At 63.0% G+C, this 24,127-nt stretch carries 18 protein-coding genes; 1 reads left to right on the top strand and 17 read right to left on the bottom strand.

The window, feature by feature from the left end:
* Positions 1–6: 6 nt before the first annotated feature.
* The 5 genes from ACMA5I_RS09545 to glgB are packed head-to-tail and all read right to left on the bottom strand — an operon-like array spanning position 7 to position 8,858.
* Positions 7–1,878, bottom strand: a complete 1,872-nt coding sequence (locus ACMA5I_RS09545) for an alpha-amylase family protein (RefSeq protein WP_525886039.1) — start codon at positions 1,876–1,878, stop codon at positions 7–9.
* Positions 1,875–3,968 carry a glycogen debranching protein GlgX gene (gene glgX / locus ACMA5I_RS09540; protein ID WP_525886038.1) on the bottom strand — a complete coding sequence of 698 codons (2,094 nt, stop codon included), beginning with the start codon at positions 3,966–3,968 and terminating at the stop codon, positions 1,875–1,877. Before glgX ends, ACMA5I_RS09545 begins: the two co-directional genes overlap by 4 nt.
* On the bottom strand, positions 3,965–5,392 hold the full coding sequence (gene glgA / locus ACMA5I_RS09535) for a glycogen synthase GlgA (RefSeq protein ID WP_525886037.1): 1,428 nt from the start codon (positions 5,390–5,392) through the stop codon (positions 3,965–3,967). Before glgA ends, glgX begins: the two co-directional genes overlap by 4 nt.
* A complete protein-coding gene (glgC, locus tag ACMA5I_RS09530; protein ID WP_525886036.1) occupies positions 5,389–6,648 on the bottom strand; it encodes a glucose-1-phosphate adenylyltransferase in 1,260 nt (419 codons plus the stop codon). Before glgC ends, glgA begins: the two co-directional genes overlap by 4 nt.
* 14 nt (positions 6,649–6,662) lie before the next feature.
* On the bottom strand, positions 6,663–8,858 hold the full coding sequence (glgB, locus tag ACMA5I_RS09525) for a 1,4-alpha-glucan branching protein GlgB (RefSeq protein ID WP_525886035.1): 2,196 nt from the start codon (positions 8,856–8,858) through the stop codon (positions 6,663–6,665).
* Between the two features lie 149 nt (positions 8,859–9,007).
* Here glgB and ACMA5I_RS09520 point away from each other — a divergent pair, with 149 nt between their 5' ends.
* The gene (locus ACMA5I_RS09520; protein ID WP_525886034.1) at positions 9,008–10,615 is read left to right on the top strand and encodes an alpha-amylase family glycosyl hydrolase; all 1,608 of its coding nucleotides are present in this window, start codon (positions 9,008–9,010) and stop codon (positions 10,613–10,615) included.
* Here the strand turns inward: ACMA5I_RS09520 and ACMA5I_RS09515 are convergent.
* From ACMA5I_RS09515 to ACMA5I_RS09460, 12 genes are all read right to left on the bottom strand, one after another.
* Positions 10,612–10,923, bottom strand: coding sequence for a Dabb family protein (locus tag ACMA5I_RS09515; protein ID WP_525886033.1), 312 nt, complete (start codon positions 10,921–10,923; stop codon positions 10,612–10,614). The genes ACMA5I_RS09520 and ACMA5I_RS09515 overlap by 4 nt on opposite strands.
* Entirely contained in the window at positions 10,923–12,185 is a 1,263-nt protein-coding gene (locus ACMA5I_RS09510) for a glycerate kinase type-2 family protein (RefSeq protein ID WP_525886032.1), read from the bottom strand. Before ACMA5I_RS09510 ends, ACMA5I_RS09515 begins: the two co-directional genes overlap by 1 nt.
* The gene (locus tag ACMA5I_RS09505; protein ID WP_525886031.1) at positions 12,182–13,189 is read right to left on the bottom strand and encodes a LacI family DNA-binding transcriptional regulator; all 1,008 of its coding nucleotides are present in this window, start codon (positions 13,187–13,189) and stop codon (positions 12,182–12,184) included. The genes ACMA5I_RS09510 and ACMA5I_RS09505 overlap by 4 nt, the downstream gene beginning before the upstream one ends.
* A 3-nt stretch (positions 13,190–13,192) precedes the next feature.
* Positions 13,193–14,350 (bottom strand): DUF993 family protein, encoded by a 1,158-nt coding sequence (locus ACMA5I_RS09500; RefSeq protein ID WP_525886030.1) that lies wholly within the window; start codon positions 14,348–14,350, stop codon positions 13,193–13,195.
* Positions 14,350–15,939, bottom strand: a complete 1,590-nt coding sequence (locus tag ACMA5I_RS09495; protein ID WP_525886029.1) for a GMC family oxidoreductase — start codon at positions 15,937–15,939, stop codon at positions 14,350–14,352. The genes ACMA5I_RS09500 and ACMA5I_RS09495 overlap by 1 nt, the downstream gene beginning before the upstream one ends.
* Before the next feature lie 6 nt (positions 15,940–15,945).
* Complete coding sequence (locus ACMA5I_RS09490) at positions 15,946–16,698, bottom strand: 3-ketoacyl-ACP reductase (protein ID WP_525886028.1); 753 nt, start codon at positions 16,696–16,698, stop codon at positions 15,946–15,948.
* Complete coding sequence (locus ACMA5I_RS09485; RefSeq protein ID WP_525886027.1) at positions 16,695–18,176, bottom strand: FAD-dependent oxidoreductase; 1,482 nt, start codon at positions 18,174–18,176, stop codon at positions 16,695–16,697. The genes ACMA5I_RS09490 and ACMA5I_RS09485 overlap by 4 nt, the downstream gene beginning before the upstream one ends.
* 63 nt (positions 18,177–18,239) lie before the next feature.
* On the bottom strand, positions 18,240–19,355 hold the full coding sequence (locus tag ACMA5I_RS09480; protein ID WP_525886026.1) for an ABC transporter ATP-binding protein: 1,116 nt from the start codon (positions 19,353–19,355) through the stop codon (positions 18,240–18,242).
* Between the two features lie 113 nt (positions 19,356–19,468).
* Entirely contained in the window at positions 19,469–20,353 is an 885-nt protein-coding gene (locus ACMA5I_RS09475) for a carbohydrate ABC transporter permease (protein ID WP_525886025.1), read from the bottom strand.
* Positions 20,353–21,246 carry a carbohydrate ABC transporter permease gene (locus tag ACMA5I_RS09470; protein WP_525886024.1) on the bottom strand — a complete coding sequence of 298 codons (894 nt, stop codon included), beginning with the start codon at positions 21,244–21,246 and terminating at the stop codon, positions 20,353–20,355. Before ACMA5I_RS09470 ends, ACMA5I_RS09475 begins: the two co-directional genes overlap by 1 nt.
* Before the next feature lie 80 nt (positions 21,247–21,326).
* Complete coding sequence (locus ACMA5I_RS09465; protein WP_525886023.1) at positions 21,327–22,571, bottom strand: ABC transporter substrate-binding protein; 1,245 nt, start codon at positions 22,569–22,571, stop codon at positions 21,327–21,329.
* Between the two features lie 35 nt (positions 22,572–22,606).
* Positions 22,607–24,127, bottom strand: a complete 1,521-nt coding sequence (locus tag ACMA5I_RS09460; RefSeq protein WP_525886022.1) for an aldehyde dehydrogenase family protein — start codon at positions 24,125–24,127, stop codon at positions 22,607–22,609.

Here is a 24,127-nt window from a genome sequence, read left to right as displayed (position 1 = left end):
CAGGGATTAGCTGAGCCAGACACGGCCGTAGGGGGGAAGATCCAGGTGGTCGTCGCGCAAGGTGACGTAAGCGTCTGACAAAAGGTCGTAAAAATGCTGCGCAGCATGGTCCCGGAGCCATTGGCCCGGCACGCTGCGCCAGTCCTCGGTAAAGTTGAAGAGGCAAAGGGTCGGGCCGGTCGGAGTTCGCCGCGCAAAGGCGAAGATCGCCCGGTCCGGCGCGTGGAGAATTTCGGTCGGCAGGCCGCCATGGAAACCGGGGATCGCGGCGCGGCGCTGGAGAATGTGGCGGGTGCCGGCGAGGATGCGGCCCTCGGGCGTCTCCGGGTTCACCTCGGCATGGACGGCCTTGTCCCAATCCATCGCCGGGCGGTGCAGCCAGCGGCTGTCATGGGCGTGATCGGGCCGGTCGTGATAGCCGTAATCATTCATCAGCCCGAGCTCATCGCCCATATAGATCAAGGGGATGCCGCCGAAACTCGCGATCAGCGCATGGCCGAGCAGGATGCGGTCAATGGCGCGGTCCACCGCCGCCGGGTTGTCTGCCTTGAGCGCGGTTTCAAGACCGGCGAGCGAGGCGAAGCTGCCGGAGATCCGCTTGTCGCCGGTTTCCTCATTCTCCTGAAAGAGCTCCCCGCGGGCGAAACTGCCGGGAAAGCCGCCCTCGTAGAAATCCGACAGATACGCCCGATGCGCCGCCCCCGAAAAGCCGAGCGCGCCCGCATCCTCATCGGTGATCGCCCAGCCGATATCGTCGTGACAGCGGATATAGGTCGCATAGGTCGCATTGGTCAGGGTTTGCGGGAAATGGGTGCCGAGAACATGGCGCATCATGGCGGTGTCGCGGGTCGCGAGCGCGCTCCAATATTGCACCATGAGATTGTTGTGATAGGCGAGATTGCCCTCCCGCCCGTCATGCTCGCCGCGCCCGAAATAGGTGAGCATTTCGGCGGGGCCGACAATCGCCTCTTCGAGATGAATCACCGCATTGGCGGCAATCCTTGTGCAGGCCCGGAGCGCGCGGAGCAGCATATGCACCTCCGGCTCCGACTGGCAGCGCGTCCCCATCCGTTTCCACATGAAGGCCACCGCATCGAGGCGCAGCACATCGACGCCCTGATTGGCCAGAAACAGCATCACATCGACAATCTCGAGAAAAACCTGGGGGTTCGCCCAGTTGAGATCCCATTGATGCTCGTTGAAGGTCGTCCACACCCATTTATCGAAGTCAGGATAATGGGTGAAACTGCCGGGTGCGGTGTCTGGGAAAATCTCGATCAGCGTCTGCTCATAGGCTTTGGGGAGCGTGTCGCTTTCGAACATCAGGTAATAATCCTGATAGTCCGGATCGCCCACCGCCGCCTTCTGTGCCCAGTCATGTTCCTTCGCGGTGTGGTTTAGTACCAGATCAATGCAGAGCGACATGCCGCGCGCCCTGAGCGCTGCGGCAAGGCGTTTGAGATCCGCCATCTTGCCGTAATCGGGGTTGATCTGGCGGTAATCCATCACCGAATAGCCGCCATCACTGTCGCCCGGGCGCGGCATCAGGCAGGGCATCAGATGGACATAAGTGACGCCGAGATCGGAGAGATAATCGAGCCGTTCATGGATCGCCGCCAGATCGCCTGCGAACCGGTCGATATAGAACACATAGCCAACCATGCCGGGGCGCTGGAACCAGTCCGGCTCCAGATCGCGGGCGAGATCGAGCTGTTTGAGATCTTTCGGGCGGCTTCGCCATGCCGCGCGCAGGCGCTCCGTCAGCCGCTCGCAGAACTCGGGATAATCCGGGCGCTGGCCGTAAAGCTGCTCCAGCATCGGCCAGAGATCAGCCGCGCTGCGCTGAAGGCGCATGTCGAAAATATCGCCCGCGCTCATGGCTGCACCGCGCCGTCGCCAAGCAGGAACACCGCGACACTGTCGCCCGCGATCCGCTCGCGCGGTCCGGCCTCAAGGTCAATGTCGCCCTCGACGGCGGTGTCGAGGCGGCGGTTCCAGATCTTGCCTTCGGGGGCAGGCGGAAGCGTCACCTCCATCTCGCCGCCCGCATTGAACACCACGAACATCGCGCCCTTGCGGGTGTTGTATTCGGGCGTGCCGGAGGCCATGCGGAACTCGGCGGCCAGCAGCTTCAGCGTCGGGTTGTTCCAATCGGCGGCCCCCATCGGCTCGCCATCCGCGCGGCGCCAGAAAAGATCCGGGAACCCGTCGGTCAGGCGCGAGCGGGCGTGCAGGAACCGCTTCTGCCGCAGGATCGGATGGGCCTTGCGGAACGCGATCATCCGGCGGCAGAAGTCGAGAAATTCCGTATCGGCCTCATCCCAGTTGATCCAGCCGATCTCATTATCCTGACAATAGGCGTTGTTGTTCCCACCTTGCGAATTGCCAAGCTCATCCCCGGCCAAAATCATCGGCGTGCCTTGGGAGAGCAGCAGCGTCGCCATCAGGTTGCGGCGGCGGCGGGCACGGGCGGCGAGAATGGCCGCGTCATCTGTCGGCCCCTCCACCCCGAGATTATGCGAGCAGTTATGCGCATGGCCGTCATTGTTGTTCTCGCCATTCGCCTCATTGTGCTTTTCGTTGTAGCTGACCGTGTCCATCAGGGTGAACCCGTCATGGGCGGTCACGAAATTCACGGAGGAGGTCGCGGGCCGCCCGTCATGGTCGAACCGGCTGGCCGAGCCCGCGATGCGTTTCGAAAGCTTCGCCACCATGCCCGTATCGCCGCGCCAGAACTGCCGCACCTGATCGCGATATTTGTCGTTCCATTCGGCAAAGGGGGCCGGGTAGGCGCCCAGCTGATAACCGCCCGGCCCGATATCCCACGGCTCGGCGATCAGTTTCACCTTGTTCAGCACCGGGTCCTGCCGCACGGCGCGGAAGAACGGCCCGTCGCGGTCGAACATGCCGCGGGTGCGCCCCAGAACCGAGCAGAGATCGAAGCGGAACCCGTCCACATGCATCACCTCGACCCAATAGCGCAAACTGTCCATCACGAGGCGCAGGGCGAAGGGTTTGTCGAGGTCCAGCACATTGCCGGTGCCACTGTCATTGATGTAGTAGCGCGGGTCTTCGGCGAGGCGGTAATAGCCGTGATTGTCGAGACCCCGGAACGACAGCGTCGGCCCAAGCTCCGCCCCTTCGGAAGTGTGGTTGTAAACCACGTCGAGGATCACCTCGATCCCCGCATCATGGAACCGCGCCACCATCTGCTGGAACTCCGCAATCCCGCCGCCATCGAGATAGCGCGGATCGGGGGCGAAGAACCCGTGGGTCATGTAGCCCCAGTAATTGGTGAGGTCCTTTTCCACCAAAAACCGGTCATTGAGGAAGGCTTGCACGGGCAGAAGCTCGATCGCGGTGATGCCCAAATCCGTCAGATGCTCCAGCATCGGGTCCGAGGCGAGGCCAAGGAAGGTGCCAGGGCGCGGCACATCGCGCCGCAGCGCGGTCATGCCTTTGACATGGGCCTCATAAATCACCGTTTCGGTCATCGGCGTTTGCGGCGGGCGGTCGCCGCCCCAGCCGAAACTGGGGTCCACCACCACGGATTTCGGCATGAAGGGCGCGCTGTCCCGCGGATCGAAACTCAGATCGCCCGCCTCGTCGCCGACCGTGTAGCCGTAAAGCGCATCATTCCATTCCGGGTGGCCCGTCAGGCGTTTGGCATAGGGGTCGATCAGCAATTTGTTGGGGTTGAAGCGGTGGCCCTCCTGCGGCTTATACGGCCCATGCACCCGGTAGCCATAGCGCTGGCCCGGTCCCATCCCCGGAAAATAGCCATGCCAGACATGGCCGTCCCGCTCCGGCAAATCGACCAGCAAATGCTCGTTTCCCTTCTCATCGAAAAGGCAAAGCGTCACCCGCGTCGCGTGCTGGGAAAAGACGGCGAAATTCACGCCGCCGCCATCAAAGGTCGCGCCGAGCGGATAAGCACGCCCGGCGGAGATCGAAATGTTACTGCTCATGCGGCTCCGGTCAGCTCTTTATAGAGGGCGGCATAGGCACCGGCGGATTGGTCCCAGCCCACGGGCTGGGCCATAGCATTGCGCTGCATCTGTGACCAGATTTCTTTGTCTGCGTAAAGCTCGCAAAGCTGGATGAGCGCCGTGCGCAGCGGCTCGGCGGCGACGGGCGCGAACTGGATGCCGGTCGCAACCCCTTGCGCAATCGCGGCGGGCGAGGCGTTGATCACCGTATCGGCCAGCCCGCCCGTCAGCGCCACCAGCGGGACCGTGCCATAACGCAGCCCGTAAAGCTGCGTGAGCCCGCAAGGCTCAAACCGCGACGGCACCAGGATCGCATCGCCGCCCGCGATCAGCCGGTGGGACATCGCCTCATCATAACCGATATGAACGGCGACATTGGGGTTCTCTTCGGCCAGCTTGCGGAACGCTTCCTCAATCCAGAACTCGCCGGAGCCAAGCAGCGCCAATTGCCCGCCGCGCTCCAGAAGCGCGGGCAGGGTTTCGAGCAGCAGATCGAACCCCTTCTGGCCCGTCAGCCGCGAGACGACGACGCAGAGCGGGCCGTCCGCCTCGGGCAAGCCGAACTCCTTGCGCAGCGCCGCCTTGGCCTTCGCCTTGCCCTTGGGGTCTTTGTAGGTGGCGATCGCCGGGTCCGTCGCCGGGTTCCACACCTCAAGATCAATCCCGTTCAAAATCCCCATCAGCGCGTCGCGGCGATAGCGCATCACCCCGTCGAGACCCATGCCGAAATCCGGCGTCATCAGCTCCTTGGCATAGGTCGGCGAGACGGTCGTCAGCGCATCGGCCATCATCAGCCCGGCCTTGAGCGCCGAGACCTTGCCCCAGAACTCATAGCCGCCCTGATGGAACCGGTCCGGATCCAGCCGCAACTCGTTGATCTTATGCGGCTCCGTCCCGCCGGTGAAGGCGATGTTGTGGATGGTCATCACGGTCTTGGCGGTCCCGTCCATCTGCGCGAGATAGTCGGGGCCGAGACCGGCCTGCCAGTCATGACCGTGCAGAATGGCGGGCTTCCAGTCGCTCACCCCATTGGCGGCGATATAGGCGCCAACCCAGGAGAGCGCGGCAAAGCGCTCCGCATTGTCGGGCCAGTCCAAACCGTCGCCGCCCAGATAGGGCCCGCCGGGCCGGTCATAGAGATGCGGCGCGTCGATCACAAAAAGCTCCAGCCCCGCGACCTCGGCGCAGAGAAGCCGGGCCTTGCCGCCGAAAAGATCATCGAAATCAATGACCTCTTCTGGAGCATCGAGCGCCTTCATCACCGCCGGATAGCCGGGGATCAGCGTGCGCATCTCCACACCATGCGCCTTGAGCGCCCCCGGAAGCGCGCCCGCCACATCGGCCAGACCGCCGGTTTTAATGAGAGGCACCGCCTCGGATGTGACCGACAGAACCTTGATCATGATTCCGCCGCGCGCCGGTCCAGCATGTCCTGCGTAATCAGCGTCGTGCCTTTTTCGCTGACCCGGAACCATTTTGCGTCCTCTTCGGGATCCTCGCCGACGATCAAGCCCTCGGGGATGATCACCCCGCGATCAATCACCACCTTGCGCAGCCGCGCAGAGCGGTGGACCGTCACATAGGGCAGCACCACGGCATGATCCAAGACCGCATAGGAATTGGTGTGGACCTGCGTGAAGAGCAGCGAGTTGCGGATCTCGGTCCCGGAAATGATGCAGCCGCCCGACACCATGGACGAGATCGCCATCCCGCGCCGGCCCTTTTCGTTGTGGATGAATTTCGCCGGGGGCGCGCCTTCCGAATAGGTCCAGATCGGCCAGTTGTGATCCCAGAGATTCAGCTCCGGCGTGAAATCGGTGAGGTCGATATTGGCCTCCCAAAACGCATCGACCGTGCCCACATCCTTCCAATAGGCGGGCGCGCCGTCATCGCGAATGCAGCTCTCGTCGAAGCGATGCGCCATCGCCTTGCCGTTCTTGACGATCTCCGGGATCAGGTCATGGCCGAAATCATGGCTGGAATTGGGGTCCTCGGAATCCTTCATCAGGATCTCGCGCAGGAATTTCCAGTCGAACACATAAATCCCCATCGAGGCGAGCGCGACATTCGGGTCATCCGGCGTGCCCGGCGGGTCCGCCGGTTTTTCGAGAAACGACGTGATCCGCCCGGTCTCATCGGTCGCCATCACGCCAAAGGCCGAGGCCTCCTGACGCGGGACCGTGAGGCAGCCGATGGTCACATCCGCGCCGCTGTCCACATGCTGTTGCAGCATGATCTCGTAATCCATTTTGTAGATGTGGTCGCCCGCGAGGATGATGACGTAATCCACATCATAGCTGTCCACGATGTCGATATTCTGGGTCACCGCATCCGCCGTGCCCTTATACCAGCTTTCATCGCCAAGCCGCTGCGAGGCGGGCAGAATATCGAGAAATTCGTTGCGCTCGGCCCGGAAGAAGTTCCAGCCGCGCTGCATATGCCGGATGAGACTATGCGCCTTATATTGCGTCGCCACGGCCATCTTGCGGATGCCGGAATTCAGCGCATTGGACAGTGCGAAATCGATGATCCGCGTCTTGCCGCCGAAATAAACCGCCGGTTTCACGCGCTTATCCGTCAGCTCCTTGAGGCGGCTTCCGCGTCCGCCCGCGAGCACAAAGGCCATCGACCGTTGGGTCAGTCTCCGGTTTTCAACCATAATTTCCCTCCCACTTATTTTGTCTCTTCAGCCACGAAAATCACCGTCGCCAGAGGCGGCAGGGTGATCTCGATGCTGGCCGGTTGTCCGTCATGGGGCGTCTCGTCGGCCGTGACGCCGCCCATATTCCCGCGATCGCCGCCGCCATAGACCGCCGCGTCGCTGTTCAGCGCCTCGCGCCAGCGGCCCGCCTGCGGGACACCCACCCGGAACGCGCTCCGCTCCACGGGCGTGAAATTGCACAGCACCACCACGGGCGCATCGCCGGTCTCGCCGCGGCGAATGAAACTGAAGGTGGAGCTTTCCGCATCCGTCGCAATCCACTGGAACCCATCCGCCTCGCAATCCTTCACATGCAAAGCAGGGGTCTCGCGGTAAAGATGGTTGAGATCGCGCACGAGGGTCTGCACCCCCTTATGCGGCGCGGCCTCGGCGGCGGACCAGTTCAGCTCGCCATTGTGGTTCCACTCCTCCGGCTGGGCAAATTCGCAGCCCATAAACAGAAGCTTCTTGCCCGGATGCGTCCACATGAAGCCGTAATAGGCGCGCAGATTGGCAAATTGCTCCCACTCATTGCCGGGCATCTTGCGCAGCATAGAGCCTTTGCCATGGACCACCTCGTCATGGGAGATCGGCAGGATGAAGTTTTCCGAGAACGCATAATGGATCGAGAAGCTCATCTGGTCATGGTGATACTTCCGGTGAACCGGCTCTTTCTCCATGTATTTCAGGCTGTCATTCATCCAGCCCATATTCCATTTGAACCCGAAGCCAAGCCCGCCCGCATCCACCGGGGCCGAGACTTGCGGGAAGCTGGTGCTTTCCTCCGCGACGGTCATGATGCCCGGCGTCTCCGCATAGGCCGCGATGTTCATGTTTTTGAGAAACGCAATCGCCTCGTAATTCTCGCGCCCGCCATCCTGGTTCGGAACCCACTCGCCCTCCTTGCGCGAATAATCGCGGTAAAGCATCGAGGCGACCGCATCCACCCGCAGCCCGTCCACATGATACTCGTCGAGCCAATAGAGCGCATTGGCGATGAGGTAGTTCTGAACCTCGGTCCGACCGTAATTATAGATTAGCGTGTTCCAGTCCTGATGGAAGCCCTCTTTGGGGTCTGCATGTTCATAAAGATGCGTGCCGTCGAACCGGGCGAGGCCATGGGCGTCCGTCGGGAAATGCCCCGGCACCCAGTCGAGCAAAACGCCGAGTCCCGCCTCATGCGCCGCCTCCACCAGATCGCGAAATTCATGGGGCGGGCCGAAGCGGATGGTGGGGGCAAACATACCGACCGGTTGGTATCCCCAAGACCCATCGAAGGGAAATTCACTGACCGGGAGAAACTCCAGATGGGTGAAGCCCATATAGCTGGCGTAGTTGACCAGATCCTTTGCGAGTTCCTTATAGGACAGGGGCCGCCCGCCATCATCATAACGCCGCCGCCATGAGCCTAAGTGGACCTCGTAAACCGAGATCGGCGCGCGGCGATCATTGCGCTCGGCGCGGCTCTTCATCCATGCGTCGTCTTTCCAGCCATAGCCGGATATGTCGCGGACAATGCTAGCTTTTTCCGGCGGGTGCTGGGCGCCGAAGCCGACCGGATCGGCCTTGAAGAATTGCCCGCCATCCGCGCCGATGATCTCGTATTTATACACCGCACCATCGCGCACATCGGGCAGGAAAATCTCCCAGCACCCGGTCCCGCCGACCCGGCGCATCGGGTGGCGGCGGCCGTCCCAGCCGTTGAAATCCCCCACAACCGACACCCGCTGCGCATTCGGGGCCCAAACGGCAAAGTGCGTGCCGTCCACACCCTCATGGGCCATCACATGCGCCCCAAGGGCCTTCCAAAGCTGGCGATGCGTGCCTTCGCCCATGAGATAGGCGTCCATGTCGCCAAGGACGGGGCCGAACCGATACGGATCGTCGAAAGTGAACTCATTTCCACCCGAAAACCGCACCTTGAGGCGATAGTCGCGGGACGGCACTTCGCCCGCAAACACATCCGCCCCGACCCGGCGCAAACTGGCTGCATCGCCGCCGTTGGTCACCGCTTCAACAGCGGTCGCGCCGGGCAGATTGGCGACGGCCCAGAGGGCACCTTCGGCCTCATGCGCGCCAAGCACGTCGAAGGGCGAATCGTGGCGGGATTCGCGCAAACGCTCAATATCGGAAGGGGTGAGATGCGGGGGCAGGGCTTTCTCATTCATGGCCCGTATCTTAATGGAAACGTCGCGTCACACAATGATTGAGTTTGCGCTAACATTTTTGTCGCACCCCACCCGTTAAGGGGTTTTTCGATGCGGCTCAAACCGCTATGAGCGGGCGATGGATGCAGCCTCAAAAAGGGGGATTTGAGATGACAGAATGGTGGCGCGACGCGATCATCTACCAGATATATCCGCGGTCTTTTCAAGACGATAGCGGCGACGGGATCGGCGATCTGAAGGGAATCATCCGCCGCTTGCCGCATATCGCAGATTTGGGGGCGGATGCGGTCTGGCTCTCTCCGATCTTCACCTCGCCCATGGCGGATATGGGGTATGATGTTTCAAATTATACAGATATTGATCCCATGTTCGGCACGCTCGCCGATTTCGATCAACTGGTCGCGCGGGCGCATGAGCTGGGCCTCAAGGTCATCATTGATCAGGTCATCAGCCATTCGAGCGACAAGCACCCCTGGTTCGAGGAAAGCCGCCAGAGCCGCGACAATGCCAAGGCGGACTGGTATGTCTGGGTCGATCCGAACCCCGATGGCTCGCCGCCGAACAACTGGCCGTCGGTCTTTGGCGGTCCCGCATGGGAGTGGGAGCCGCGCCGCCGGCAATATTATCTGCATAACTTCCTGATCGAGCAGCCCGATCTCAATATGCACAATACCGAGGTGCAGGACGCGCTGCTGGAGACCATGCGCTTCTGGCTGGAGCGCGGCGTGGACGGGTTCCGCCTCGATACAGTGAACTATTATTTCCACGATCAGGAGCTGCGGGACAATCCGCCGAACCCCGATTATGACGGGCCGGAAACCTATGGCTATCAGCGGCATATCTATTCCAAGAACCGGCCGGACAATATCGCCTTCCTGAAGCGTCTGCGGGCGCTGACGGACGAATTTGACGACCGGATGATGGTTGGTGAGGTCGGCGATGGCGGCCAGCAAGCCATTGACATCATGGCAGATTACACCCGCGGCAATGACCGCCTGCATATGTGCTATTCCTTCGAATTGCTCGCGCCGGAATTCACCGCCGCGCATTTCCGCAATGCCATCAAGGGTGTGCGGGATGGCGCGCCGGATGGCCATTCCTGCTGGAGTTTTTCCAACCATGACGTGCCGCGCCATGTGACCCGCTGGGCGCCCCATGCGGAGGATCGCGAGACGCTGGCGAAACAGGCGGCGGCGCTGATCCTGTCCTTCCCCGGCACGATCGGGCTCTATCAGGGCGAGGAGTTGGGGCAGACGGAGACGGAGCTGGTCTATGCCGAGCTGACCGACCCGCCCGCGCTGCGCTTCTGGCCCGAGGTCAAGGGCCGCGACGGGTGCCGCACGCCGATGGTCTGGGAGAAAGACGCCGCCAATGCGGGCTTTTCGGATGGCGAGGCGTGGCTCCCGGTCAAGCCGCCGCAAGCCGCCAATGCCGTCGATCAGCAGGGGCAGGGCAGCGTGATGGAGGCGTATCAGCAGACGATTGCTTTCCGCAAAGCCCATGACGCGCTGCGCTATGGCGAGATCGCGTTTCTCGATCTGCCCGAGCCGCTTCTGGCCTTCCACCGCAAGGGGGAAGACGGAGTGGTGACCTGCGTCTTTAACCTCTCGAAAGAGGGGCGCGAGGTGGCTGTCTCGGGCGAGGTCTCCATCGAAGGGCCGCAAAATGCGGTGCTGGAGGGCGAGCGTCTGAAGCTGCCCGCCAATGGCTTTGCCTATCTGCTTTCATCCGAAGGGTGCGATGTGAGCGCGGGTTAATCCGCGCTTTCGAGATCCACCACGAAAATCCCGCCATAGCCGCCCTTGCAGGCGGCTATGAGCGTTTGGCCCGCCGCCTGATGGATGGGATGCGCCTCATAGGCGAGATGCGCGGCGCGGTCCCGGAAGGTGACGGTAAAGCCGTAGTCATAAGCCCCGGATTTATCCTCATAATCGCGGTTCTCGCCATGGGTGAGGGCGTGCATTCCGTCCACCTCTTGCGTGAGACCGGCGAGGCTTTCGATGGCGGAAATCGCCTCCGCGCGGGCGCTTTCCTTGAGGGACAGCATGACGATATGGGTCAGCATCACGGGGCTCCGAAGATGAGGATGGCGCGGAAGTCGTTCACATTGGTCAGCGTCGGGCCGGGGATGAGCTGCGTGCCGAGGGTTTCGAAAAAGCTGTGGCTGTCGTTGCGGGCGAGCGCGTCCGCCGGGTCGAGGCCCTTCGCTTGCGCCTCTTGCAGAGTCTCCGGGGTGATCCACGCGCCCGCGACCTCCGCAGCGCCGTCCACCCCGTCCGTGTCGCCCGCCAGCGCGTAGATGCCGTCCGCGCCGTTCAGGGCAATCGCCAGCGCCAGCGCATATTCCGCATTGGGGCCGCCGACGCCATTGCCGCGCCGGGTGACGGTTAACTCACCGCCCGACAGGAGCAGGCGCGGCGGATCGCCGGGGATCATCGCCGCCTGGTGTTTCTTGGCCAGTGCCGCGTGATCTGCGGCAACATCGCGCGCTTCGCCCTCCAGCGCATCGCCGAGGATTTTGGTGCCGATGCCCTCCGCCTCCGCCCGCTCCTTGGCGGCGGCGAGGGATTGCGAGGGCGCGGCATAGATGCGGGTTTCGGTGGTCGCGAGGCGCGGATCATCGGGGGTGAGGACCTGCTGCGGGCCGCTCAGAACGGCGGCAACCGAGGGGGGCGTTTCGATGGTATATCGGCGCAGCAAATCCGCAGCATCTTGCGGGGTGGACGCATCGCCAACCGTGGGACCAGAGCCGATATCGGCGGGATCGTCGCCCGGCACATCGGAGATGAGAAGCGCCAGCATTTTTGCAGGATGCGCCGCTGCGGCGAGCTGCCCGCCCTTCACCCGGCTGAGATGTTTGCGGACCTTGTTCATCGCGGCGATTGGCGCGCCGGAGGCCAGAAGCGCTTCGTTGATGGCTTGTTTTTCGGCCAGCGTCACCTCGCCCGCGGGCTGGACCAGCAGCGACGACGCGCCGCCGGAGATGAGGGCCAGCACCGTATCGTCTTCGCCAAGCCCTTGCAGCAAGTCGAGCATCCGCGTGGTGGCGGTCAGCCCCGCCTCATCGGGCACGGGGTGGCTGGCCTCGACGATCTCGATGCCCTCGCAGGGGCGGGCGTAGCCGTAGCGGGTGATGACGAGACCCTCGCAGGGGCCCCATTCTGTCTCCACCGCCTCGGCCATTCGCGCGGACGCCTTGCCCGCGCCGATGACGACGAGTCGGCCCTTGGGCTTTTCGGGGAGCGCGTCTTTGAGGCTCAGCATCGGGTCCGCCACGGCGACCGCGTGGTCGAAGAGATCTTGCAGCAGGGCAACGGGGTTGGTCATGAGCGGTCTCCCAGGGTTGAGGCGCGGGTGGAGAGGGTGACGGGCGCGCGGGTCAGCGGCGCGGGTTTGGTGCCGTGTTCCAGCCAGGCGATGATGGTCTCGGCGCTGCTTTTGCCAAAGGCGCCGATGTCGCAATGGACCGAGGAGAGGCGCGGCCAGACGAGGGCGCAATCCTCGATATCATCGAAGCCGACGAGCAGGAAATCGCGGCCCACGATGCGGCCCGCTTCGGCGAAGCCGGCGCTCATGCCGAGGGCGATCTGATCGTTGAAACAGAGCGCCGCGTCGATCTCGGGATGCTTTGTCGCGAGGGTCAGCGCGGCGTCGCGGCCAAAGGCGCGGGTTGTGGGGCCGGGCAGCGTGAAGGGGTCGCGACCCGTCTTGCCCAGCACGGAAAGATAGCCGGACATGCGTTCCTCGGTCACGCCGCGCCCGGCAATCCCGCCGACAAAGGCAATGTTTTTCGCGCCTTGCGCGAGAAGATGCGCCGTCGCCTGTTCGCCGCCATCGCGGTAGTCGAAACTGGCGAAGGGGAAACCCTCTGGCTCCTCCATCGCGCGGAGGACCAGAAGTGTCGGAATACCCGCCGCCGCGAGCCGTGCGAGCCCCGCCTCATCGCCATAAGCGGGGGAGAGGATGATCGCCGAGACGCCATGCTCGATCATGGTGCCGATCTGGCGGGCCTGTTCCTCGGGGTCTTCGGCAGCGTTCGCGATCACCGTGGCATAGCCCTTCGCGCTGAAATGGCCCTGCACGGCGGCGGCAAATTCGGTGAAAAACGGGTTGCGCAGATCGTTGATGACAAGGCCGATCAGCCCGACCGACGCGCCGCGCAGCGTGGCCGCGGAGCGGTTGTAGACATAGCCGATCTCGGCCATGGCGGCGCGCACCGCTGTCACTGTTTCCGCGCGCACCGACGGGCTGCCGCGCAGCACCAGCGAGACCGTGCTTTTCGACACGCCCGCCGCTTTGGCAACATCGAGAATGGTGACCCTTCTGCTCATCCCTCAGGCGATACCATGAAGGGCGAGCAGGGTCTGCATCCTTTCTTGGGCGAGATCGGGCGCGGTCAGCAGGCGCGATTGATCGGCGAGGCGGAAGACTTCGGCGTAATGCGTGATCTCGCGGGCGGACTGGAAGCCGCCGGGCATGATGAAATGGTCCTGCGCGCCGTTGAGCCACGCAAGGAAGGCGATCCCGGCTTTGTAATATTGTGTTGGCGCTTTGAAGATTTCCCGGCTGAGCGGGACCGTTGGGGTCAGCAGCGCGTGGTAGAGGCCGCGATCCCCCTTGGCGAGCGCTTCGAGCGCTTGCGATGCGGCGGGCGCGATGGCGGCGAAGATGCCAAGCAAGGCATGGGAGTGATGCGTCTCGTCACCCTCGATGAGCGGGGCATAGTTGAAATCATCGCCGGTATAGAGGCGGACGTCTTCGGGCAGGCGGGCGCGGAAGGATTCTTCATGGTCCTGATCGAGCAGGGAGATTTTGATGCCGTCGACCTTCGCCGCGTTGCGGGTGATGAGATCGAGAACGGCCTCGGTGGCCGCCTCCACATCGCCGCCCCAATAGCCCTTGAGGGCCGGGTCGAACATATCGCCGAGCCAGTGGAGAATGACCGGTTCCGCCGCCTGCGTGATGAGCCGGTCATAGACGCGTGAATAGGCGGCGGCATCCGCGCCGATGGCAGGCAGGGCGCGGGTGGCCATGAGGATGACTTGCCCGCCGGCCGCCTCGATCGCTTCCATCTGCGTCTCGTAAGCGGCGATGATGGCGTCCTCGGTCGCAAGCTCGGCGAGGGTTTTGTGATCCGTCCCGGCACCGCAGGCGACGCGCGGGTTTTGCGGATGCGCCTTGGCGTTTTTCATCGTGCGTTCGATCAGCTCTTTCGCGGTCAGCCAATCCACCCCCATGCCGCGCTGCGCCGTGTCCATGGCTTCGGCGAGACCGAGACCCTGATCCCATAGCGTGTGACGGAAGCGCAGCGTCGCGTCCCAATCCACCGCCGGGCGCGGCTGCCACGGATCACGCTCGGCCAGCGGGTCGGAGACCACATGGGCGGCAGCAAAGGCGGTGCGGGTGAACGGCACCTCCGGCGCGCGCGGCGTCAGCGGCTCCCCGGTGAGCGTGTAGTCTTCGAGCGTTCCAGAATATGTTGGCAGTTTCATCAGCTTATCCCGTGATCTTCGCGGATCATATCGGCGGCTTTCTCGCCAATCATGATGCTCGCGGCGTTGGTGTTGGAGGTGATGATGACCGGCATGACCGACGCATCGGCGACGCGCAGCCCTTCGATCCCGTTGAATTTTAGGCGGGGGTCCAGCACGGCGGTTTCATCGGCGCCCATGCGGCAGGTGCCCGCCGGGTGGTGCGAGGTTTTGGAATGCTCGCAAATGAAGTTGAAATAGTCCTCATCTGTCCGCACATCCGGCCCCGGCAGACGCTCGGCCCGGATGAAGGGTTTGAGCGGGTCTTGGGCGAGGATCTCTTGCGTCAGTTTCAGGCCCCGGATCGACATCTCCCGGTCCTGCGGGTCTTGCAGATAATTCGGATCGAGCAGCGGCGCGTCCGCAGGGTCGGCGCTGGCGAGCCGGACGGAGCCGCGCGAGCGTGGTTTGAGATAGCAGGAATTAAGCGTCACCCCACCGTCCGGCATGGCCGCGACCCCGGCCTCAATCCCAGTGCCAAGGCCGAGGTGGAATTGCAGATCGGGCGTGGCGCCATTCGGGTCCGCATACCAGAAGCCGCCGGTCTCGAAGAGCGACGAGGCAACCGGGCCTTTGCGGGTGAAGAGATATTGCAGCGCCGCCAGCGCGGAATAGTGCGGCTTGGCATAGCGGTCATAGGTGTGGGGGCCGGAGACCTCGCAGATGCAGTAGAGATCGAGATGATCCTGCAAATTCGCGCCGACTTCGGGCTGGTCGAGCACCACGTCGATCCCGAGACCGTGCAGATCCGCACCCGGCCCGATGCCGGAGAGTTGCAACAGGCGCGGCGAGCCGATGGCGCCGGAGGAGAGAATGACTTCGGCGCTCGCGTGGATGCGCGAGCCGTCCATCATCTCGACCCCGGTGGCGCGCCCGCCCTCAACGGTGATCCGCCGGACCTGCGCGCCGGTGCGGACGGTCAGGTTCTCGCGGCCCTCATTCGGGGCGAGATAGGCCATGGCGGAGGAGGAGCGGCGGGCATTGCGCTGCGTGAGTTGGTAGTATCCGACGCCCGCCTGCTCCGCGCCGGTCATGTCCGCGTTGAACGGGATGCCAAGCTTCGCCGCCGCCTCGAAATAGGCGTCGCATATGGGCAGCGGCGCGATCGGTTTCGACACCCCCAGCGGGCCGCCTTGGCCGTGATAGCGGTCGTTATAGGTGTCGTTATCCTCGGCCTTGCGGAAATAGGGCAGAACGTCCTCATAGCTCCAGCCGGTGCAGCCCATTTGCCGCCAGAGATCGTAATCCGCCGGGTTGCCGCGGGTGTAGATCTGCGCGTTGATGGCCGAGCCGCCGCCGATCACCTTGGCTTGGGTGTAGATGAATACCCGGTCCTGCATGTGCTTTTGCGGCGTTGTGCGCCAGCCCCAACTGCCGATGCCCTTGGTCATTTTCGCAAAACCCGCGGGCAGGTGGTAGAAGGGGTGGCGGTCGCGCCCGCCGGCCTCCAGAAGCAGGACTTGCGTGTCCGGGTTTTCGGAGAGCCGGGCAGCGAGGACGCAGCCCGCGCTGCCGCCGCCGATGATGATGAAGTCAAACTGATCGCGCATAAATCCTCACAATCTCGGCAGGCTAAGCGCGCCATCGACCGGGATGGTCGCGCCGGTGGAAAAGGCCATCTGCCCTTCGGCGAGCGGCAGGAGCGCCGCGCCGATGTCCTCGGGCAGACCCCAGCGGCCTTCGGGGACGAGACCGCCCGCGAGCGCCGCGTCGTATTTGGCGGCGACCTTTTCGGTCATCGGGGTGCGGATGATGCCGGGGCGCAGGTCGAACACGCCGATCCCGTGGGGCGCGAGGCGCAGGGCGAAGAGTTTCGCCATATTCGCGGCGGCGGCTTTGGAGAGGCAGTATTCCGCGCGGTCGATGGAGAGCATCTCGGCGCTGACGGAGGTGATGAAATGGAGCGAGCGGTAATGATCGCTCGGCTCGGCCAGCATCTCTTTGGCGACGGCTTGGGCGAGGAAGAACGCGCCGCGCAGGTTGATGTTCAGGGCAAAGTCGAAATTCTCCGGCGGAAGGTCGAGCATGTCGCCGCGCTCTTTCGCCCCCACCCCGGCATTGGCAACGAAGGTGGTGAGCGGCCCTTGCGCGGCGGCGATTTGGGTGAGCAGGCTGGGGATCGCCGCAAGATCCGCCTGATCGAAACGGTAATAGCGCGCGCCGGGAAGGGCGGCGCAGGCGGCTTGCGCGCTCTCGCTATCCGGCGTGTCGAGCCCGGCGAGGGCGAGATCATATCCCGCGCCCGCCAGCGCCTTGGCGATGCCGAAGCCGATGCCGCTATTCCCGCCGGTGATGAGGGCGCGTTTCATGCCATCTCCTCCGCGATTTTTTTGCCCGCCCGCAGCGACAGTGCGGCGATGGTGAGCGACGGGTTCACAGCCGCCGAGGTCGGCAGGACGGAGGCGTCGGTGATGTAGAGATTAGCGAGGTCATGGCTGCGCAGATCGGTGTTGACCACGCTCGCCGCCGGATCGTCGCCCATCCGGGCGGTGCCGCATTGATGGGACGGCGTGCGCCGGTCGAAGGGGCGGGAGAGGACGATGGGGAAGCCCGCCTTGCGCAGGAGGCGCTTTAGCGTCGTCACCAGTTCCTCATGTGCGGCCATATTGGAGCGCTGCCAGTCGAGATGGATCACGCCGTTTTTCACGGTGACGCGGCTGTCGGGCGAGGGCAAATCCTCGCTCATAGCGTAAATGTCGAAGCTGCGGGCGGTGATCCAGTCGATCAGCGAACGCGGCAATTTTGTTTGCGAGGCCAGAATGTCGCCGGTGATCTTGCCGAGCATCTGGATGTTCCCGAGGGGGCGCGCGCCGCTGTAAAAATCATTCACCATCAGCGTCTTTTGATAGACGGAGGTGTTTTTGCGGAAGGGATGCAGGGCGAGAACGGCGCTGCAATTGTGGTTCATGAAATTGCGGCCCACTTGATCCGAGCGGTTGGCGAGCCCTTCGGGCATGGCCTCATTCGCGCTCGACAGGAGCAGGGCGGCGCTGTTCACCGCACCCGCCGCGAGGGCGTAGCGGGTGGCGGTGAAGCTGCGCGGCTGGCCCTCCACGGTGGCGGTCACGCCGGTGACGACGCCGTTTTCCGCCGCGATCCGCTCGACCTTGGCGTTGGTGATGAGCCGCACATTGTCATGGGCGAGGGCGGCGGCGAGCATGGTGCTCTCCGCGTCCTTCTTGGCGGGGGTGGTGCCGGGGAAGGAGTCCCACCCCGTTTGCCCGCCCGCGAGCCAGCCCTCGATGTCGATGCCAAGGGGGATGGGTGAGGGATGAAGGCCGACCCGGCGCAGCCGTTCTGCGAGATCCGCGACGGGCGGCTCATGGGGAACGGGCGGGAACGGGTAGCGGCCGGAATGGGGCGGCTCGGTCGGGTCCTCGCCAAGTCCGCCGCGCACCTCCAGCATCTCCTCGGCCTGCTGATACCACGGCTCCAGCGTCTCATAGGCGAGCGGCCAGCCGGGGGTGTCGCCGCCTGGATGCGCACGCGGCTCGAAATCCTCGGCCCGGTAGCGGATCAGCGCCGCGCCATAGAGCTTGGTGTTCCCCCCGACATAGTAATAATTGCCGGGGCTGAAGGCGTTGCCCGCACCGTCGCGCCATTCCTCATTCATCCGGTAGAGGCCGCGCCCGAAAATCTGCGCCGTGTCGCGGGCTTCGGGCCCGTGTTTCATGTGATCGCCGCGCTCAAGGATGGTGATCTTGAGACCGCTTGGCGCGTGGGCGCGGGCGAGGCTCGCCCCGCCCATGCCGGAGCCGATGATGAGAATGTCGCTATGGTCGGTCATAAAAACTCAACGTCTGGAACGTTCCAATTTCAGCATACATTCCGGCCCCTTAGGGCCGAAATCTCAGGCGATGCGCTCTTCGGTGTCGGGATCGAAGAGAACGGCCTTGTCCATGTTCACGGTGAAGGTGAAAGGCGTATCGGGGGCGGCTGTGGTGTCTGCGCGCATCCGGGCGATCACGTCTTTGCCCGAGAGATGGGTGGTCACAAATGTGTCCGCGCCGGAGGGTTCGATGACGCTCACCTCATTGGTCAGCTCCTGCAAATTGCGCGCGTTGCGATCCGCGCCATCGGCATCGGTGATCGCCTCGGGGCGGATGCCAAGCACCACCTCGCGGCCGATATGCGCCTGAAGCTGGCCGAGCGCCTGGCTGAGTTGCAGCCGCAGTGGCTCGCCATGCGCGCCGCGCAGCTCCGCATAGGCCGCGCCGTTCTCCTCCACCAATGTCGCTGGCATGATGTTCATCGCCGGGCTGCCCATGAAGGTCGCGACGAACATATTCGCCGGGTCGTCATAGATCTCCTTCGGCGTGCCAAGCTGCTGGACATAGCCCTTATACATCACCGCGATGCGGGTGGAGAGGGTCATGGCCTCGATCTGATCATGGGTCACATAGACGATCGTGGTGCCGAGTTTCTGGTGCAGCTTCTTGATCTCCGTCCGCATATCGACGCGGAGTTTGGCATCGAGATTGGAGAGCGGCTCGTCAAAGAGGAAGACGTCGGGATCGCGCACGAGCGCGCGTCCCATGGCGACCCGCTGGCGCTGACCACCCGAAAGCTGGCCGGGTTTGCGGTCGAGCAGGTTTTCGATCTGCAAAAGCTCCGCGACTTTGCGCATCGCCTCATCCCGCTCCGCCTTGGGTGTGCCGTGCATTTCCAGCCCGAAGGTGATGTTCTGCCCCACGGTCATGTTGGGGTAGAGCGCGTAGGACTGGAACACCATGGCGATGTTGCGTTTCGAGGGGTGGACGCCGTTCATCACCCGGTCCTTGATGCGGATCTCGCCGGAGGTGATGTCCTCCAGCCCCGCGATCATGTTGAGCAGAGTGGATTTGCCGCAGCCCGACGGGCCCACGAGGACGAGAAATTCGCCTTCCTCAATCGAGATGTCCACATCATGCAGGACTTCGACAGCCCCATAGGATTTCGTGGCGTTGTTGATATCGAGAAAACCCATAATTACTCCTTAGCACCTGCGGGAGTTGAACCCGGCGCAGGGAAGTGTCCCTGCGCGTGTCGCATTTGAAACGCGCCACTGGCGCCTTTCATTTTGTTCCACAAAACCATGCTTCACCCTTTTACTGAACCGGCCATCAGACCGCGCACGAAGTAGCGGCCCGCGACGATATAGACGAGAAGCGTCGGCGCGGCGGCGAGGATCGCGCCCGCGAAATGGACGTTGTATTCCTTCACCCCGGTCGAGCTTTGCACGAGATTGTTGAGCGCGACGGTCATTGGCGTGCTGTCCTGATCGGCAAAGGACGCGCCGAAGAGAAAGTCGTTCCAGATATTGGTGAATTGCCAGATGACCGAGACGACGATGATCGGCCCCGAGGAGGGGAGCAGGATCCGCCAGAAGATGCGGAAGAACCCGGCCCCGTCGATCTGCGCAGCGCGCACCAGCTCTGTCGGAAAAGCCGCGTAGTAGTTGCGGAAATAGAGCGTGGTGAAGCCGAGGCCGTAGACGAGATGGACCAGCACCAGACCCCATGTCGTCCCTGCAAGGCCGATGGTGCCAAGCACGCGGGCCATGGGGATGAGGACGATCTGGAAGGGGATGAAGCAGGCAAAGAGCATCAGGCCGAACACGATCTTGTCGCCCTTGAAGCTCCATTTCGTCAGCACATAGCCGTTGAGCGCGCCAAGCAGCGTCGAGAGCGCCACGGCGGGGACGACCATTTTGATCGAGTTCCAGAAATAGGGCGCAAGCCCCGTGGCCTCGACCCCGACCTGCGCCTCGTTCCATGCGCTTTTCCATGGGGCGAAGGTCCAGGTTTGGGGCAGGGCGATCATGTTGCCGCTGGTGATTTCATCGAGCGGTTTGACCGAGTTCACCAACATTACGAAGAGCGGCAGCAGGTAGAAGAGCGCGAAGAGCAGGAGGACAAGATAGATAAAGGTCCGGGTGATCTTCGACGTGCTGCTGATGGCGTTATCTTGGGAGGCTACTGACATCAGTTACGCTCCTTCAGCTCGGAATAGAGATAGGGCACCATGATCGCGGCGATGGTCATGAGCATGATCACGGCCGAGGCCGCACCGATGCCCATCTGGTTGCGCGCGAAGGTGTAGCTATACATGAAGGTCGCGGGCACTTCGGTCGCCCGTCCGGGACCGCCGCCGGTCAGCGCGATCACGAGGTCATAGGTCTTGATCGCGAGGTGGCAGAGGATCACGAAGGCCGAGAGGAACGCCGGGCGCAGTTGCGGGATGATGATCCGGCGATACATCTGGAAGCTGCTCGCCCCGTCCATCTGCGCTGCTTTGAGCATCTCGTTGTCGATGCCGCGCAGGCCCGCGAGGAACATCGCCATCACGAAGCCGGAGCTTTGCCAGACAGCCGCAATGACGACCGTATAGATCGCCATTTCGCGATCCTTGATCCAGTTGAAAGTGAAGCTTTCCCAGCCCCACATCTGCATGGTGTTCTCCAGCCCAATGCCGGGATCGAGGAACCATTTCCATGCGGTCCCGGTCACGATGAAGGAAAGCGCCATCGGGTAGAGATAGATCGGACGCAGCACATTCTCGCCGCGGATCTTCTGGTCGAGCAGGATGGCGAGGCCGAGCCCCAGCACCGTGCAGATCAGGATATAGAGGAGGGCGAAGATCCCCAGATTGGCGATCGCCACATCCCAGTGACTGAGCTTGAAAAGATTGGTGTAATTCTTGAGGCCCACCCAGTCGTAACTCGGCAGCATCCGGCTTCCGGTGAAGGACAGATAGACCGTGTAGAGGATGAATCCGTAAACGAAAAACAGGATGAGCGCGAATGACGGGGCAAGCACGAGCTTGGGGAGCCAGCCTTGCAGTCGCGTGCGGAAATCGGCGCTGGTGTCAGCGGCCATAACGTCCTCCCATAGATTTTATTGTTATGGGGTGGGGCGGCATGTGACACGCCGCCCGCGCCGTTTTTATGGAGCGAAGATTACTGGGCGATCTCGATGGCCGACACCAGCTCTTCGGCCGCGGTTTCCGGGTCCATATCGCTGTTGAAGAAGGCCGTGACCGCGTCATAGTAAGCGTTCTTCACCGAAGCCGGTGCGCCGTAGCCATGCGCCATGGAGCCGAACACATTGCCGCTCTCATTGGCCGCTTGCAGATCGGCGATGCCTTTCTTGCCGCAAGCGTCAAACGCTTCGTCGCTGACATCGGTGCGCGCCGGGACGGAGCCTTTCACCACGTTGAACGCGGACTGGAATTCCGGCGACATGATCGCATTGGCGAGCGCTGCTTGCTCTTCCGAGACTTCGCCGCCCTGATCGAACATCGCAAACTGGTCGGCATTGAAGATCACCTGATCCTGCGTGCCGGGCATACGGAAGCAGAGATAATCCTCATCCGGGGTCAGCTCGGCCTTGACGAATTCGCCCTTGGCCCAGTCCCCCATGATCTGGAACGCCGCTTCGCCATTGATGACCATGGCGGTGGCCAGGTTCCAGTCGCGGCCCGAGAAGTTGTCATCGACATTGTCGCGGATCACCCCGAGACGGCGGAACGCCTCGACCATCTGCTCGGAGCCAAGCGCTTCGGGATCGAGGTCGATCATCGTCGCCTGATAGAACTCCGGCCCGCCGACGCCCATGATGAGGCTGTCCATCACGGTGGCTTCCTGCCAGGGCTGGCCGCCCTGTGCGATCGGGGTCACGCCCGCTTCCTGAAGGGTGGCGAGGGCGGATTCAAACTCTTCCCATGTCTCGGGCGGGGTGATGCCGTTCTCTTCCAGCACCGCCTTGTTGGCCCAGACCCAGTTGACCGAGTGGACATTGACCGGCGCGGCCACCCACTGATCTTCATATTTGGAGAAGGCCTGAAGCGCTTCGGGCACCACATCGCCCCAACCGCCTTCTTCGGCAATCGCGTTGAGATCGGCCAGAACGCCTTCGCTGGCCCAGTCTGTGATGTCGAAGCCGAGCATCTGCACGGCGGTCGGCGCATTGCCGGAGGTCACACGGGCGCGCAGCACGGTCATCGCCTGCTCACCGCCGCCGCCAGCGACCGGCATATCCTGCCAGGTGATGCCTTGCGTTTCGAGATCCTCTTTCAGCACGTTGAGCGCCGCGGCCTCGCCGCCAGCGGTCCACCAGTGCAGAACCTCAACTTCCTGCGCCTGCACGAAGCTTGCCGTGGTGGCGAGCGCCAGCGTGGCGGTCATGGTTTTGAACATACGCATAATAATCCTCCCTGATTGCGTAAGTTAGTCTGTGGTCAGCTTGGCACCCATTCGCTGCGCGTCTGTCCGATGCGCATCTGAACGGTTTTGACTTCCAAGAACTCCTCCAAGCCATAGCGGCCGAGCTCGCGGCCTTGCCCACTTTCCTTGACACCTCCGAAGGGCAGCTCTGAAAAACCGTCCATCCAGGTGTTTGTCCAGACCGTGCCCGCACGAACTTTGCGGGCGAAATCCAGACATGTGTGAACGCTAACACTCCACACCCCAGCCGACAAGCCGTAAGAGGCGTTGTTCGCAAGAGTGACAGCCTCGTCAAAGTCTTGGAAGGTCAGCACCGAAAGCACCGGGCCGAACACCTCCTCGCGGGCAATCGGCATATCCGCGCGGACGTTGGTGACGACGGTGGGCTGGTAATACCGGCCCTTGAGCGCATCCTCCTCCAGCGGCGCGCCGCCAAGGGCGAGGGTTGCGCCGGCTGCGACGGCGTCCTTCACATAGCCGTCGATCTTTTGCTGGTGATCGTCCGAAATGATCGCGCCGACGAGGGTGTCATTGTGGAGCGGATCGCCGAAGGGGACTTTCTTCGAGAGCGCCACGACCTTCTCGGTCAGCGTCTCGACCACATCCTCATGCACGATGATGCGGCTGCCGGAATTGCAGCATTCGCCCATGTTGAAATAGACGCCGAAGACAATGGCATCGGCGGCGGCGTCGAGATCGGCATCGGGGAAAATCACCTGCGGGTTCTTCCCGCCAAGCTCCAGCGACACTTTTTTGAGCGTGCCAGAGGCCGCATCGACGATCCGTTTGCCAACCCCGGTGGAGCCGGTGAAGGTGACCATGTCGACTTCCGGATGGGTCGAGAAGGTCTCGCCCACGGGATCACCATATCCAAGCACCAGATTGGCGACCCCGGCTGGCAGGCCCGCTTCTGCGAGAAGTTCGAAGAGGATCACCGTGGTCGAGGGCGTCATTTCCGAGGGTTTCACCACCGCCGTGCAGCCCGCCGCGAGCGCGAAGGGCAGTTTCTGGCTGATGATAAGAAACGGGAAATTCCACGGGGTGATGATGGAGGCGACGCCAATCGGCTCCTTCAGCACCAGCCCGAGCATGTCCGGCCCGAGGCTGTTGTGGCTCTCCCCATGGAGCGTGCGGGCGAGGGCGGCGGCGTAGCGCCAAAGATCCGCCGCGCCTTCGATCTCGCCCATGGCCTGAGAGATCGGCTTGCCGCTTTCCAGCACTTCGATCATGGCGATGCGTTCGCGCTCCCGGTCGATGAGATCGGCGACTTTGAGGAGCAACTCGGCGCGGGATTTGCCGGAGGAAAACGCCCAGTCTCCCGCATCAAACGCTGTGCGCGACGCCGCAATGGCCGCTTCCGCCTCCGCCTTTCCGCCGCGCGCGTTCTCGCTGACCGTCACGCCGTGGGACGGGGAGACGCGGGTGAAGGTTTCGCCATCCGCGCTGTCCTGCCAAGCGCCGTCGATATAATGCCGCCCGGTGCGGGTCTCCGGCAAGCGCGCCTCGGCGGTGGTGATGACTGTGAATTCGTTCAT

It is taken from the genome of Jujubicoccus corallicola (genome assembly GCF_047345645.1).
Classification (GTDB): Bacteria; Pseudomonadota; Alphaproteobacteria; order Rhodobacterales; family Rhodobacteraceae; genus JBLEFH01.
This window is presented reverse-complemented; position numbering and strand designations above follow the sequence as displayed.